Annotated in this window: 14 protein-coding genes; 8 read left to right on the top strand and 6 right to left on the bottom strand. The window is 43.6% G+C overall.

The genetic code is table 11. The features are described 5' to 3' along the window. Positions 1 to 47: 47 nt before the first annotated feature. Positions 48 to 929: a RimK family alpha-L-glutamate ligase gene (locus tag DDT91_RS00130; protein ID WP_187174089.1), complete on the bottom strand. Its 882-nt coding sequence runs from the start codon at positions 927 to 929 to the stop codon at positions 48 to 50. Positions 930 to 1028: 99 nt separating this feature from the next. Here DDT91_RS00130 and DDT91_RS00125 point away from each other — a divergent pair, with 99 nt between their 5' ends. Next, complete coding sequence (locus tag DDT91_RS00125) at positions 1029 to 1781, top strand: polyprenol monophosphomannose synthase (protein ID WP_187174088.1); 753 nt, start codon at positions 1029 to 1031, stop codon at positions 1779 to 1781. Here the strand turns inward: DDT91_RS00125 and DDT91_RS00120 are convergent. Continuing rightward, entirely contained in the window at positions 1759 to 2976 is a 1218-nt protein-coding gene (locus DDT91_RS00120; RefSeq protein ID WP_187174087.1) for an FtsX-like permease family protein, read from the bottom strand. The two genes, DDT91_RS00125 and DDT91_RS00120, sit on opposite strands and share 23 nt — an antisense overlap. A gap of 44 nt (positions 2977 to 3020) precedes the next feature. Between DDT91_RS00120 and DDT91_RS00115 the strand changes: the two genes are divergently transcribed. The 7 genes from DDT91_RS00115 to DDT91_RS00085 all read left to right on the top strand — a co-directional run bounded on the left by DDT91_RS00115 (position 3021) and on the right by DDT91_RS00085 (position 10426). Continuing rightward, entirely contained in the window at positions 3021 to 4199 is a 1179-nt protein-coding gene (locus DDT91_RS00115) for an exo-beta-N-acetylmuramidase NamZ domain-containing protein (protein WP_187174086.1), read from the top strand. 91 nt (positions 4200 to 4290) lie between these two features. Then, positions 4291 to 5235 carry a methionyl-tRNA formyltransferase gene (gene fmt, locus DDT91_RS00110; RefSeq protein WP_222718565.1) on the top strand — a complete coding sequence of 315 codons (945 nt, stop codon included), beginning with the start codon at positions 4291 to 4293 and terminating at the stop codon, positions 5233 to 5235. Between the two features lie 145 nt (positions 5236 to 5380). Next, positions 5381 to 6172 carry a DUF4412 domain-containing protein gene (locus DDT91_RS00105; protein WP_187174085.1) on the top strand — a complete coding sequence of 264 codons (792 nt, stop codon included), beginning with the start codon at positions 5381 to 5383 and terminating at the stop codon, positions 6170 to 6172. 304 nt (positions 6173 to 6476) lie between these two features. Further along, positions 6477 to 6971 carry a dihydrofolate reductase gene (locus tag DDT91_RS00100; RefSeq protein WP_187174084.1) on the top strand — a complete coding sequence of 165 codons (495 nt, stop codon included), beginning with the start codon at positions 6477 to 6479 and terminating at the stop codon, positions 6969 to 6971. Between the two features lie 3 nt (positions 6972 to 6974). Further along, positions 6975 to 7760, top strand: a complete 786-nt coding sequence (locus DDT91_RS00095; protein WP_187174083.1) for an SDR family oxidoreductase — start codon at positions 6975 to 6977, stop codon at positions 7758 to 7760. Between the two features lie 14 nt (positions 7761 to 7774). Continuing rightward, a complete protein-coding gene (locus tag DDT91_RS00090) occupies positions 7775 to 9031 on the top strand; it encodes a competence/damage-inducible protein A (RefSeq protein ID WP_187174082.1) in 1257 nt (418 codons plus the stop codon). 87 nt (positions 9032 to 9118) lie between these two features. Next, positions 9119 to 10426: a dihydrolipoamide acetyltransferase family protein gene (locus DDT91_RS00085; protein ID WP_187174081.1), complete on the top strand. Its 1308-nt coding sequence runs from the start codon at positions 9119 to 9121 to the stop codon at positions 10424 to 10426. A 59-nt stretch (positions 10427 to 10485) separates the two neighbouring features. Here the strand turns inward: DDT91_RS00085 and DDT91_RS00080 are convergent, their stop codons facing one another. The 4 genes from DDT91_RS00080 to DDT91_RS00065 are packed head-to-tail and all read right to left on the bottom strand — an operon-like array spanning position 10486 to position 15023. Next, on the bottom strand, positions 10486 to 13335 hold the full coding sequence (locus tag DDT91_RS00080; RefSeq protein WP_187174080.1) for a PAS domain-containing hybrid sensor histidine kinase/response regulator: 2850 nt from the start codon (positions 13333 to 13335) through the stop codon (positions 10486 to 10488). Next, the gene (locus DDT91_RS00075) at positions 13335 to 14345 is read right to left on the bottom strand and encodes a hypothetical protein (protein WP_187174079.1); all 1011 of its coding nucleotides are present in this window, start codon (positions 14343 to 14345) and stop codon (positions 13335 to 13337) included. The genes DDT91_RS00080 and DDT91_RS00075 overlap by 1 nt, the downstream gene beginning before the upstream one ends. 22 nt (positions 14346 to 14367) lie before the next feature. Further along, positions 14368 to 14607 (bottom strand): hypothetical protein, encoded by a 240-nt coding sequence (locus DDT91_RS00070; RefSeq protein ID WP_187174078.1) that lies wholly within the window; start codon positions 14605 to 14607, stop codon positions 14368 to 14370. Next, complete coding sequence (locus tag DDT91_RS00065; RefSeq protein ID WP_245943402.1) at positions 14604 to 15023, bottom strand: OsmC family protein; 420 nt, start codon at positions 15021 to 15023, stop codon at positions 14604 to 14606. The genes DDT91_RS00070 and DDT91_RS00065 overlap by 4 nt, the downstream gene beginning before the upstream one ends. Positions 15024 to 15353 lie beyond the last annotated feature (330 nt).

Genomic DNA, 15353 nt, shown 5'->3' with positions numbered 1-15353 from the left:
GTGAGTACCTGTCTTGGGTGGGTACTCACAGTGGATAAATCTAAACATCAGAGCATCAACCTCCTCTTCAACGCCTCCCTATAATTCGGAATCGCCTTATCCGAAAGCCCCAAAAACAAGTACGGCTCGATCAACTCTAACTCCATCAGGTAAAATACCCCGTCAATCAGGACTCCATCTACCCTACCGTATAGCGTTCCTTTTCCAAAGGTATCGATCAGCTTTTGTGCTGGTTCCAATAGACTGGAATCCGGCTGGATTTCCTGAATTGTACCTCCGTAGTAGTGCTGAACCCTGAAATCTGATTTTGCAGGAGTCTTCAACACAGCATGTGAAAACTGTTGGTTGAAGAAAATAAGAGAATACTCTCCTACCTCAGACACTTCTTTCACATAAGGTTGAGCCAAAAAGGCTTCTTCTTTGACCAACTCAGTTACTTTTTCCTCAAAATTTGACCACTCGGAAACAGGTATTCTCAGGGTATTTTTTGCACCTCCGCTCACCAAAGGTTTTACGACAATCGTATCCGAGTTTACTTTTTTCTGAATCTGATCCAAAGTCGGCTTGCTGCCTTTTTCCAACATCACCCCTGCAATGGTTGGGAATCCTTGGGATTCTATTTCCAGCAAATAGTCCTTCGAAGAATTCCATCGGACGATGTCCAAATCATTCAGTACGGGAATACCCAAAGCCTTGATCTTTTCAATCCAGAGAAGAAATTCGGGATAAAAATCAAAGTAATCCCAAGTGGATTTAATCAAAAGAAGGGAAAAGGAACTCCAATCGACATTTGGATCTGACCAAGCCTGAATCTCATGCGAAACTCCCAATTCGGTCAGGATCTCTGACAAAAGTTTATCCTCATCGATAGTATTGGTATCGTATGCTCCCGTGGAGAAATAACTGACTATGGCGATATGCTGTGACATGGGGAATATTTTTGCGCAAAAGTAGCCTTTACGCTTTTTTCACCTAGACCATTCTTCAAAAATCCACCTGAAACCTTACTTTTGAACATTGAAAGCACTATGACCCACCGCAAACTCGTCATCATCCCCACCTACAATGAGCTGGAAAATATCAGCGACATGGTCCACACGGTGATGAACCTGGAAGGAAACTTCGAACTGTTGATCATCGATGACGGTTCCCCTGATGGTACGGCGTCAATTGTCAAATCCCTTCAACCCATCTTTTCCGACCGCCTGCACCTCATGGAGCGAAAGGGCAAATTAGGTTTGGGAACCGCCTATATTGCGGGGTTTCATTGGGCGTTGGAAAGAGGGTATGATTTTATTTTTGAGATGGATTGCGATTTTTCCCATGATCCAAAAGATCTGATCCGGCTTTATAACGCAGTAAAAAATCGGGATTATGACTTGGCAATCGGATCCAGATACATCACCGGCGTCAATGTCGTCAATTGGCCAATTGGACGGGTATTGATGTCCTACTTTGCCAGTGTCTATGTAAAGTTCATTACCGGATTGCCTGTAAAGGATGCCACGGCGGGATTCAAATGCTATCACCGAAGTGTCTTGGAAGGAATCCAATTGGATGAAATTAAATTTATCGGGTATGCTTTCCAGATTGAAATGAAATTCACAGCCTGGAAACTGGGATTCAAATTGATCGAGGTGCCGATTATTTTTACTGACCGAACCCGCGGCCAATCCAAGATGAGCCCAAAAATCTTCAAAGAGGCTGTTTTCGGGGTAATTTGGATGAAAATCAAAAGTATTTTTTCGCCTTACCGCCTCAATCAAAGCGGATCGATTTGATTGGATCGACCTTCGAAATCACCAAAACAGGAATCCAAAGTACCAGAGCAGTCAGAATAGAAATCCCTACATTTAAAAGGATAAAAATCGGCCAGTTCCAGTCGATCGGCACATAAGCCATGTAGTAACTGATCGGGTCTAAAGGCACCAGACGGAATTGATCCTGCATAAACCCGATTCCAAGACCAAAGGCATTTCCGATAATCAACCCTCTCCCAAGGATTTTTATCCCATTCCAAAAGAAAATCCTTCGAATTTGAGAATCTTTTGCTCCCAAAGCTTTCAACAAACCAATCATCTGCGTTCGCTCCATGATCAGGATGAAGAGAATGGCCCCCATATTGAAAACAGCTACAAAACCAATCAGGGAAATAAAGACAATCACATTGGTATCCAAAAGCTTCAGCCAGTCAAAAATCTCCAAAAACCTTTCCCGGCTATCAATCAATCGAAGATCAAAGTCTAATTCTTGGTCAATTCTTTCGAAATATTGATCCGAATTCTCAGCTCTATCTACAAACACCTCCAAGCCGCCCACCTGATCTTTGGTCCATCCATTTAGGTTTCGAATGGTCTGCAATTCTCCGATCACGATCTTTTCATCAAAATTCTCCAAGTAGGTCTCAAAAATACCGACCACTTCCACTCTTCGAAATCTGGGAGGCTCCTGCACAAAGTACATGGTCACTTTGTCTCCTACCTTGAGCAACAGCTTATTGGCAATCAAGCGACTAAGCATCACTTCATTGCTTACTCCTGAGTCCGGGATATGGAGCATTCGCCCATCCACGAGGTATTTGGCAAATTCGAGGGAATCAAAGTCACTCCCCACCCCTTTCATCAGCACCCCTTCCACTTCTTCATCTCCCTTGAGCAAAGCAGCCTTATGCGCAAAAGATTGCACTTTGGTGATAAAAGGAAGATTGGAGTAGTTTTTGTAAAAATCCGAATTCAGGGAAAAAGGAAGTTCCTCAAAGGCATTACTCATCTGGAACTTTTGAACCTGAAAGTGTCCTGTAAACCCGTAAACCCGATCTGAAACAGTCTTTTGAAAGCCTCCCAAGACCATAATCGCCAAAATCGCAACTCCCAGCCCCACTGCCAAACTCCCCACAGCAATCCGGTGAATCGTTCCCGAAAACCCCCCGGCTTGCTTAAAACTGATTCTTTTTGCGATGAAATAGGAAAGGTTCAAGGGACTCGGTTAAATTTGTTTGTCACAACTCCCCGCAAAATAGCATGAAGCAAGCGAAAAATTCACTCCTGATTTGTTTTTTGGCCTTTTTCATATCGGCTTTACTTCCCCAATCAGCTAAGGCTCAGCAGGTACTTGTCGGTGCAGAACAATCTCAACTTTACCTTCCGCTTCTTCAGGGCAAAAAAATCGGGCTGGTAGGAAATCAAACTTCCATCCTGCCCCAATCTTCCAACAAGCATGTCGTGGATTTCCTGTTGGAAAAGGGAGTACAGGTCAAAAAGGTATTCGTACCCGAGCATGGCTTTCGCGGTACGGCCGATGCGGGTGAAAAGGTGGACAACAGTGTGGATCAAAAAACTGGGTTGCCCATCATTTCCCTTTACGGAAATAATAAAAAGCCTTCTGCAGACCAAATCAAGGATCTGGATATAGTGATTTTTGATTTACAGGACGTAGGCACCCGTTTTTTCACCTATATCAGCACTATGCACTATGTCATGGAAGCCTGTGCCGAGCAGGGCAAAAAGGTGATCATCTTTGACCGACCCAATCCAAACGGTGGCTATATCGATGGACCGATGCTGAAGCCCGGTTTTGAGTCATTCGTAGGTATGCACAATATCCCGATCGTTCACGGATTGACCGTAGGTGAATTGGCCCAAATGATCAATGGAGAAAAATGGCTGAAAGGAGGTTTGACCGTGGACTTGAAAGTGATTCCGGTTGCCAATTGGACCCATGCTCAAGCCTACAGCCTTCCGGTGAAGCCTTCACCAAATTTGCCGAGCGACTTGGCGATCAAACTCTATCCCAGTACCTGCTTTTTTGAGGGCACAGTAATGTCTTTGGGACGGGGAACTTACGATCCATTTCAAATGTACGGCTATCCCGAACCCAAATTCGGCACCTTCACCTTCAAGCCTGTCAGTATCGATGGCATGTCCAAAACCCCTCCACACCAGGACAAACTTTGCTACGGCGTGGACCTTCGAGGAGAGTCTTTGAACCATCACTTCACCCTCAAGTATATCTTGGATGCCTATCAGAAATCAGGAATGAAAGAGAAGTTTTTCAACAACTTCTTCAACACCCTGGCTGGCACAGATGAGTTGAAAACGCAGATTCTGGCAGGAAAAACAGAAGCAGAAATCCGGGAAAGCTGGAAGGCTGGACATGAGGATTACAAGACCAAGAGGCAGAAATATTTGATTTATAAGTGATTGAAAATTTGAGGTTTGATATTTGAGATTGGCGTGAATTAAATCTCTAATTTCAAATCTCAAATTTTTAATATCGAATAAAGAACACCGAATGTCGAATAACGAAGTTGTAGCGGGTAGATCCCTCAGAATAGTGTACATGGGCACACCGGAGTTTGCTGTGCCTGCCCTGGAAAAACTGGTTGAAGCAGGCTGGAATGTAGTCGGAGTTATCACTGCGCCTGACAAGCCTCAAGGCAGAGGACAAAAATTGGTGGGTTCTCCGGTGAAGGAAGCCGCTGAGCGACTGGGGCTTCACATCCTCCAACCCACCAATCTGAAAAATCCTGAATTCCAGCAGGAATTAAGAGACTTGAAAGCTGACCTTCAAATCGTAGTGGCTTTCCGGATGCTTCCCGAATCAGTATGGAATATGCCTCCCTTGGGTACTTTCAATCTGCACGCTTCCCTCCTTCCCAATTACCGTGGAGCCGCCCCGATCAATTGGGCGATCATCAACGGGGAAACTGAAACCGGAGTGACTACCTTTTTTCTCAAACATGAGATCGATACCGGTAGCATCATTTTCCAGGAAAAAGTTGCCATACTTCCGGAAGATGACCTTGGCTCCTTGTATGAAAAGTTGATGACTATAGGCTCCGATCTCGTTCTCCGCACAGTAGATGCCATTGCCAAACAGGAAGTTCATCCACTTCCTCAAGACGAAAACAAGGCCATCCATCACGCCCCAAAAATCTTCAAGGAAACGGGCAAAATCGACTGGAGCCAACCGGCTGAATCCATTCATAACCTAGTCCGTGGACTTTCTCCCTATCCGGCTGCCTGGACAGAATTCCAAGGTAAAACATGCAAAATCTTCAAAACCAAAGTTCTGGATTCCCCTATCAATGGAAAGGAGATTGGGGATTGGGAAAGTGACGGGAAATCCTACCTTCGATTCCAATGTGGAACAGGAAGCCTGGAAGTCCTTGAAATCCAATTGGAAGGAAAAAAACGCATGAAGACGGAGGAATTACTCAGAGGGCTTAAACTTTAAGCCCTTTTTATTTTTCAATCTTTCCATAAAGCTTATTTTTATAGTATTGTTTGACATTTTTAATGACTGTTCTATGATAAAATTCATTTTCTCAGTTTCCGTTTTGATTTTGCTCGGCTTCTTCTCAGGTACTGAAGCCCAAATCATGAAAAAAATTCAGAATGCCGCAGCTCAGGGAACTCAAAACGCACTCAATAAGAAAGCCGGACAAGAGGCTGAAAAAGCCACGTCCAATCAATTGGACAAAATGTTTGCAGGCATTGGCGGTGAACCAGCCGACACCCAATCTGAGTATCAATTTACCGGCTACATGGTCATGGAAGTGACTACCATAGACAAAAAAGGAAAAAAAGATGAGCCCGTGAAGATCAATTATCTTTTGTCGCCTTCCGGAGAATACACGGGAATGTGGTTTCAGGACGAAAAAAATCCGGACACCCAAACCTCAACCATCCTTGACTTTAAAAATCAGGCGAGCATCATTTTAATGAATGATGGAAAGCAAAAATCAAGTCTTGCGATCAAAATGGATTCAAAAAGCATCCAAAAATGGACGGAAGAAGAGATGGAAAACCAAATGGAAAATAAGGAATATGAATTGGTGAAAACGGGCAATTCCAAGACAATTTTGGGATATGAATGCGAGGAGTACCTTGTCAATTCTGAGGAAGGAACTGGGCAATATTGGGTTACCAAAGAACCCATTGAGGGCTATTCGCTTTTTTCACCCCAAAGCAATCCCTTGGTGTCTCAAAACACCATGGACAAGTATGCAAGCTTTTTCAGCAAAGCGCCAAAAGGATCTTTTTTGGAAATGATTTTCACAGAAAAAGACGGATCAAAGTCAGAGATGAAAGTGATTGAAATGCAGAAAAACAAACCCCAAAAGTTTGTGATGGCAGATTACCCCAACCTGATGTCGGGGGACCAGAATTAAGTCAAGGGCAGTTTTTCTGCCCTTTTTCATTTTTTAAACACTCAAAGAAGGTAAATTCAGGCCAAACTTTGGAGCCTTGTGAAATCGAGCCTGAAACCCTCCATAACACGGGAATAAATGCCCATTGCGATATTCCAACAGTCCAACGGCTGAGGCAAGTGCGTTCTTTGAGAAGTTATTTGAAGATGCATGGAATGCACATGGTCCTGAATGTTGGGGATCACAAAGGGGTATGATTAGTAAATAAAGGCATTCCACCTGCCAGCAAAGGTAGGTTTGCCGGCTAAAAACAAATTATAAACAGATGAAAATCATCCTCATCGTAGCAAAAGCGAAAAATCAGGTCATAGGCAAAGACAACCAGTTGATCTGGAAACTGTCTGCTGACCTCAAAAGATTTAAAAATCTTACGACCGGAAACTTTATCCTCATGGGCCGAAAAACTTTTGAATCGCTTGGAAAACCCCTACCCAATAGAACACACCTGATCATCACCCGCAACCCGGATTTCCAGGCACCTGAAGGACATTATGCCTTTCTTTCTTTGGAAGACGCGGTCATTTTTTGCAACAAATTAGGCGTGGATAAACTTTTCATCATTGGCGGAGGTGAAATTTATCGGGAAGCTTTACCACTCTGTGATCAGTTGGAAATCACAGAGGTAGATGCTGAACCAGAAGGAGATACCTTTTTTCCGAAAATCGATTCAGACCAGTGGAAGGAAGTCGGAAGAGAGGAATTTCCCTCAGATGAGAAAAATGAATATCCCTATGCTTTTGTGACTTACGAAAAAATTTAAATCATGTCCCATCCTGTGATCTGGATTACAGGGGCTTCTTCAGGAATAGGAGAAGCCGCTGCCAAAAAGTTTTCTAAAGAAGGGTATTCTCTGATTCTTTCTTCCAGGAAAATCAATGAGCTCCAACGTGTGCAAAAGGAATGTAGTCATCCTCATGCCATTCGAATACTTCCTCTAGACCTATCAGACAGTTCGGATTTCGAAAATATAACCCGACAAGCCATTTCTTTTTTTGGAAAAGTAGACATCCTGCTTCACAACGGGGGAATCAGCCAACGCTCTCTGATCAAGGATACCAACCTGGAGGTAGACAGAAAGCTAATGGAAGTGAATTATTTTGGAACAGTGGCCTTGACCAAAGCCATTTTACCTCACTTCATCCAAAGAAAAAGCGGTCAATTTGCCGTAGTGACTTCTTTGGTAGGAAAATTTGCCTCGCCCTATCGATCCTCTTATGCCGCATCCAAGCATGCCCTTCACGGGTTTTTCGATACACTGAGAGCAGAACACTTTCAGGATGGGATCAGTGTCACCATGATCTGTCCGGGATTTATCCGAACCAAGGTATCTATCAACGCACTCACAGCTGATGGAAGTCCATTAGGAGAAATGGATGAAGCACAGGCCAAAGGAATGAGCCCTGAAGCTTGTGCGGCCGAAATGTTTGATGCGATACGATCCCAAAAAGAAGAAGTCTATATCGGAGGAAAAGAAACTCTTGCAGTGTACCTCAAACGTTTCTTTCCGGGAATTTTCTCCAAAATCCTTCGAAAAGCTAAAGTCAGATAATCACTCAACTTCCTATGCAACAAGTAAAAGCCGAAATCATCGCTATTGGCGATGAGCTATTATATGGACAAATCATGGACACCAACTCCCATTGGATCAGTCAGGAACTGGACCTGATGGGGGTGAAGGTCGTAAGAAAAACCACGGTGGGTGACAACCGGAAGGATATACTTACAGCCTTTGCCGAAGCAGAGCAAAGGGCAAACCTGATCTTGATCACGGGTGGTCTAGGTCCAACACAGGATGACCTCACCAAGCCACTTCTGGCAGAATATTTTGGCTGTGAAATCATCGAATTTCCCGAGGCAGTGGAAGCAGTCACTTCATTTTTTAAAAGAAGAGGAAGAGAAATGACCCAATTAAACATCCTACAGGGCTATCTCCCTTCCTGCTGCACCTACGTGCCCAATGAAGTAGGCACCGCTCCGGGAATGTGGTTTGAAAAAAACGAAAGCTACTGGATGTCCATGCCCGGGGTACCTCATGAGATGAAAAAACTCATGAAAGACTTCGTGCTCCCCAAGCTGCCGGAAATTTTCGACCTGCCCGTCATCTATCATAAGATGATCAAAACTGCCGGAATCGGCGAAAGTTGGCTTGCAGATCTGATCAAAGATTGGGAAAATAACCTTCCCGAGCATATCCGATTGGCCTATCTGCCCTCCCTTGGTCACGTTAAGCTTCGATTGACAGCCTTTGGTCAAGATAAAGTTCAATTGGCAAACGAGGTAGAACATCAAATCCAAGCCGTCATGCCTCTGATTGACAAGTATGTGTATGGCTACGATGAAGAGACTCTGGAAAGCGCGATTGGCAAACTTTTGAAGAACGCCGGGAAAACTTTAGCTTTAGCCGAAAGTTGCTCCGGAGGATATGTTTCCCATTTGGTGACTACGGTTCCCGGCAGTTCTGAGTATTTTCAAGGATCCGTGGTTGCTTATCATAATCAGTTCAAAGAACAAATCCTGGGAGTAAATGTAGAAACGCTACGTTCTTTTGGGGCAGTGAGTGAGAAGACGGCAAGTGAAATGGCAGAAGGAGTAAGAAACTTATTCGGTTCTGACTTTGGATTGGCTAGCACAGGAATCGCCGGACCGGACGGGGGTACAGATGAAAAACCTGTCGGCACTGTCTGGATCGCCTGTGCAGGAGAAGGATTTTTGGAGACCAGAAAGCTCCAACTCACCCAAGACCGAATGCTGAATATTCAATTAACCGGCGTTTCGGTTTTGAATTTGTTAAGAAATTGCTTCAATCAGAATAACAAATAAAATTTTATCTAGATGGTTTGGGTAGGTGTTCAATAAAATTTAATTTTAAAAGTTGAATATAAACCCAATTAAATTACCTCAACCGATATGGCAAGTGTAGAAATGCTGATGCCCAAAATGGGCGAAAGTATCATAGAAGGCACCATCCTTACCTGGCTGAAAAAAGAAGGAGACGCAATTGAGCAGGATGAATCAGTTCTGGAAGTGGCTACGGATAAGGTGGATACTGAGGTACCTGCTACTCACGGTGGGATCCTGAAAAAGATTTTGGCCAAGGAAGGCGATGTGGTGGCAGTAGGCGCACCTATTGCAATCATCGAAACTTCCGGAGAATCCTCCACTGCTCCTTCCCAATCCAAAGCGGTGATCGAATCAGCCAAGGAAGAACTTATTGCTGCAGCGCCTGCCAACACATCCACTCTTTTAACTGAGCCTGAAGTCCTGGATGAAACTCCCGGAGAAGACGGCAGATTTTATTCTCCATTGGTAAAAAGTATCGCGAAAGAAGAGGGTATTTCCGCTTCGGAGCTTTCCAAAATCCCCGGAACAGGAAAAGAGGGAAGAGTGACCAAGCAGGACATGATGGATTATTTGAAAAATAAATCCGTACCTGCACCTGCCAAGGCTGCTTCTGTGGCACCTGCCCCATCGATTGCAGAACCAAAAGTATCAATCAGCATTTCGGCTACCGATGAAATCATCGAGATGGACCGTATGCGCAAAATGATCGCCCAGCGAATGGTAGATTCCAAGCGGATTTCTCCGCATGTGACTTCGTTCGTGGAAGCAGATATGACCAACATTGTCCTCTGGAGAGAGAAAAACAAGGACGCTTACAAGGCAAAATATGGGGAAGGAATCACCTATACGCCTTTCTTCATCGATGCGGTAGCGAAGGCGATCCGGGATTTCCCGATGATCAATATTTCTGTGGACGGTGACCGTATCATCAAAAAGAAAGACATCAACATAGGAATGGCCGTAGCCCTTCCTTCAGGAAACCTGATTGTTCCCATCATCAAAAATGCGGATCAGCTTAATTTGGTGGGCATTTCTAAAAAAGTCAATGATCTAGCCAACCGAGCCAGAAACAACAAGCTTACCGCAGATGACCTTGCCGGAGGTACTTACACCGTATCGAATGTCGGGTCCTTTGGGAATGTCATGGGTACTCCAATTATTCCTCAGCCACAGGTGGCGATTATGGCTGTAGGCGCTATAGTGAAAAAACCGGCTGTAGTCGAAACCCCAACCGGTGATGTCATTGCGATTCGCCACAAGATGTTTTTGTCCCATTCCTATGACCACAGAGTGGTCGATGGTTCTTTGGGCGGAATGTTTGTGCGTCGAGTGGCTGATTACCTGGAGGCTTTTGATCTCAACACTACCATTTAAACTTAAAGAGCCCCAAACTAATGGGGCTCTTTTGATTTAAGGTCATCTTGATTTCTGTTCTATTTCAGATGCCTTACCTTTCTAAAATAAAACTCGAGTTTATCTGCCAAAACCGCCAGACGGATGGGTTTGGTGAGGTAATCGTCCATACCGATTTCTAAGGCTTTCTTTTGGTCTTCTTCAAAAACATTCGCAGAAAGGCCTATGATGATCAAACCTTTTCTGTTTTCCAGTTTTCTGATCTCCTGAGTGGCCTCCAGCCCGTTCATGACCGGCATTTGCACATCCATCAACACCACATCAAAATCCTGAGATTTAACCATTTCGAGCGCTTCTTGGCCATTTTTGGCGATTTCAAACTCGAATCCTAACTGCTGAAACATCAGTGTCATCAACTGGAGATTGAGTTCATTGTCTTCTGCCAATAAAATTCGCAGTGGAAACTCCGTTCCCATTTCTTTGATATCCTTCCAGGTGAGTTCCTGATCTTTGGATTTTCTGATGGATTCATCTGCCTTTTTAACCAAGACTGAAAAGCTGAAAACAGAACCTTGTCCGGGTTCACTTTCTACCGAAAGCTCTCCCCCAAGGAGCTCGATGATCTTTTTGGCAATTGCCAAACCAAGGCCTGTGCCTTGATAAGATCTGGAATTGGAGCTTTCCACCTGATAAAACGGGTCAGTCAAGTGGGCGATATGCTCCGGAGAGATTCCAATACCGGTATCCTCAATCCTATAAGCAAGAGACACCAACTGCTCATCAATGATCTCTGCCTCCATAAGGATACTCACTTTACCTTTTTCCGGAGTAAACTTGAGTGCATTTCCAATGAGATTCAGCAAAACCTGATTGATTTTTTCCTTATCTCCTTCCACCAAGAGCTCCGGTTGATGACCGTAGTCCAAAACCAGGTTGATTTGTTTCTTCTTAGCAATTCCGGTCAGGATCTCTACCTGGTTTTTAATTTCCTCCACCGGGGAAAACACGGAAACCTGAATCTCAATTTTTCCTGCCTCAATCTTGGAATAGTCCAAGATGTCTTTGATAATCGAAAGAAGGGAGTTACCCGAATTTTTGATAATCTCCACGTATTGTTTCTGAATCTTATTGAGATTGGTTCCTTCCAACAGGTCAATGATACCCAACAGACCGTTCATAGGCGTTCGGATTTCATGACTCATATTGGCCAAAAACTCGGACTTGGCGCGACTGGCCTGATCAGCAGAATTCATCGCCTCCACAAGCCCCTTCTCCCAAATTTTCTGACTTGTGATGTCCTTCGAAATGGAAATCATATTACTTTGATCCAAAGGAAAAAACCGCATCTCATAATGCTTAACTCCCTCTGGAGAATCCTTCCAAACTACATCAATCGTTTGTATTTTCCCGGTTTTCCTCGCCTTGTCAAAAGCTCCCAAAATGCGTTCTTTTTGATCTATTGGCACAAATTCCTCCAGTTTTCTACCCAGTGTCAATCTGGAAGGTTCCAATAGGTTTTCTCTTCCCTGGATATGGAAATCCAAAACTTTACCGGAATTGTCATAAATAAAAATTACATCGGGAAGGTTATTGATCAACGTTCTGAGACGGTTTTCACTGTCTACGATTTTCATCTTCGACTGGTATTGCTGTGAGATGTCTGTACAGATCCCCATCCCTCCGTTGAATCGTCCTGATTCATCATAAATCAGTTTTTCGAAAACTCTGACCCTTATTTTATCGCCATTTCCTTTAATCACATCGTATTCCAAATCCACAAAATCCCTTCGCTCTTGGATGGCTGAGCTAACTTCCTCTTTGACTGCAATAGCCGCTGGATGCTTTGATCCCTCCTTAAATGCCATGACAAAACTTGCCTTGGGATGACCCAATACATCCTCCACCTCATCACTGACCCTTTGTATTTCTCCTTTGTAATTATGAAAAAAAACAAAACCTCGAAGTTCTTTAAGAAGGAGATTTTGCTGTTCGAAAAGTTCGGAAACCTCACGGAGGTTGTCTTCCCTGGCTTTGGAGATCTCAAGACTGCTTTTGATAGAGATGATGAAAAAGCCAATAGTGCCAACCAGCAAAAAAATCACTGCAATGAACAGAAAAAAATAGGTACTATATATACCAGAGGTAATACTATCTATAGGTGAAGTAAAAACCAGAGAAGCAAAATGACCTTTATTCCAATAAGCAAAAGGATATTGGGCCAGAATCCCCTTAACCACTTGCTCGTCATCCTCCCAGATTATTTCATAGAAGCCTTTTAAACCAAGCTTGATATCACTTTCAATGATCCTGGTTTGAGGTCCTGAGAGGGTTTTGATTTTCTCAGAAGAGGATGGTCCTATATCAATCAGCCTAGACTCGGTAAACAGATATTTACTCCCTCCCGGAGTCTGATAAAAATTGGAGGCATACTCTTTGGCAAATCGAGTCAAATCCAGTGAATAGAGAAGTTTAATCCCGGATTTACTTTCCAAAGACAAATACCTAGTGCCGTTTTTTACCGGAAAAGAAGTCAAGCTCTTCGTCAGAAAGTCATTTCTGGAGGTAAGTGTAAACATCAATACGGTATCTTTCCAACCTACCCAAAGAGAATCAATCAACCTTGGAAACGAGGTAAAGGACCTTCTGGCTTCTATCCCAAGACTATTTTGGAATTTGGTATCTCCCCGATTTGAATTTTCAAGGTAGGATAATAATGACTTGGAATCTTCCTCGAATCTGTTGAGCTCAAACTCCAGCCCTCTGGCTGCCAGTTCGGTTTGCTTATTCAAAAATTCTTTTCGAGCCGCAAGCTGGGAATTGTAGATAGCGTTGAAAAAACTGAATCCGATGGAAACCACCAATACGACCAACACCGCACCCACTATTGTGGTCAAGCCAAAGTTGGAGCTGTCAAAAAACTTTTTGGTCATTAATAATTGGGGAATAATTCAATAAGATACCAGTCGATTCCTTGAAATGAAAGACAAAGCGCTGATTTTAAGTTGGCTTCTTCCTTAAAGTTGAATTGATTTCTTCTTTCCAGTAAAAATGTCTGAGCCATTTTTCTTACCTCCGGACTTTTGCTTTGGAACAGGTTAAAATCTGAAATCCGGAAATTGTCCGATTGAATAGTCTCTCGATAGACATGATTTTTGAGCGGAGGCATGCTCAGTGCTTCTATGGCCTCCCCTTTCCCGGCCACAATGTCTCCTTTCGAGTTGACCAATACAAAGTTTCCCTGCACTGATTCGAGGTAATTGTGAATGACATCCGAAACCGTAAAATCCACTCCCAAAACTGCAAACAGCTCCTCCCCATCATAGACGGGATGGACAAGAGAGAGAATCCAACCCTTACCAGCAGGGTCTACGTAAGCATCCGGTATCCAAACCAGTCCTTTGGAAGGATTTCGCTCACGGTCTGCCTCATAGTAAAAATTAAAAGTGGTGACATCAATATTGGGATCGACGATGTTTTTGGTGTCATAGGCTGGATAAACCCTACTTACCTGAAGGGCAGAATTGGAATAAATCTGAACTGCCATTGGATTTTTTCTAAAAAAAGAGGCAAAGACGCTGTCCAGAGAATTGGTCAGAAGTACTTCCTCTTCCGCTTTTTTTCGATCCTTGGTCGTATTGAGAATGATGATTGAGCTCAGAGTGGAATCTTCTTCTGGAAGATTCACAGAAAAAGGTCCATCCATCGTGTATTTGAATGGTCCCGGGTTTCTCAGGATAGAATCCTTCTTTTCAATCAGGGCCTGATAATAATGAGCCACTTGGTCCAAATCGCTGCTCATTTGCTGCCCCTGAGTCTCCAGGTTCTCAATGATGCCCTTCAGCTTGGCGAGATTTTCCTCGACTTGGACTTCCCTATTCTTCTGGCAGCCAAAAAGAATGAAAATAAGGACCGAAAGGATAAAGAATCTAAAAAGAGACATGAATTCGAAAGCTTTTAGGAAATTATAAATTTTCCACCTGTCTCCGAAAGGAAAGACCCATTTCCTGAAAACGATTTTTGACTTCCTCAAAAAATCCACCTTCCAAAAAGGCATCTAACTCCGCTTCGTCCAAGACATCCAGTTCGCTGAGCTTGAAGGTCTGCTCCATGGGCCCCAGCTCGTACTTGATAAGGTATTTGTTGTTCCAGGAGAAAATACTCACCCGTATTTCCTCCCGAACCAGTTCTTTGACTACTCTCATTCCGGTCTGCGGACTTCAGATTTAAAGGTGATATTGGACTTCAGGGAAGAGGCCACAGAGCAGTATTTCTCCACAGAAAGTGCTACCACCTTGGCAAACTCTTCCTCCGTGGCATTGGGGGAAACCAAGACAAACTTCAATTCGATATCGGTATAAAACGCTGGTACACCGTCATTTCGAATGCCCTCTACCTCCACAAAAAAATCCACGATCTCTCTTCGCTTTTTCTTCATCATGAGCACGGCATCCACGGAAGCACATCCACCCAGCGCAGAAAGCAACAAATCCATTGGGGACTGTGCATGCTTATGCTCAGGATCATACATATCGATATTGACCAAGTTGCCCTGCGGATTGCGGGACTCATATTCTAAATCCGCCTTCATGCGGACGGTAACATTGCGTTTGTTAGCCATGTGGATTTACGATTTACGAAATTTTGGATGTCGGAATTTTGATTTCGGATTTCGGATTTTTTTTGAAACTCGAAACTTTTACTCCAAGATTAAACTCCGACATTACTTTTTTTATTTAGGAATAACCTATTTCAAATTACGTGAGACTTGAAATTCAATACATCCGAAATCAAATATCCGAATTCCGAAATCTCACACCTTAAGTTTCCCTTCTTCAAGCTCTTGGTTGTGCTGCTTCTCCAGAAGCAGCACTCATACTTGACTCATTATTATTTCGAGCACCAAGTGCCTAGTTTCTTTTGTCAAACATCTTGCATCTAAAGTCTAGCT

Origin of the sequence: Algoriphagus sp. AK58 (genome assembly GCF_014324365.1) — a bacterium.
Taxonomy (GTDB): Bacteria; Bacteroidota; Bacteroidia; order Cytophagales; family Cyclobacteriaceae; genus Algoriphagus.
The sequence above is the reverse complement of the archived record's forward strand: the minus strand, read 5'-3'. Positions and strand labels throughout refer to the sequence as shown.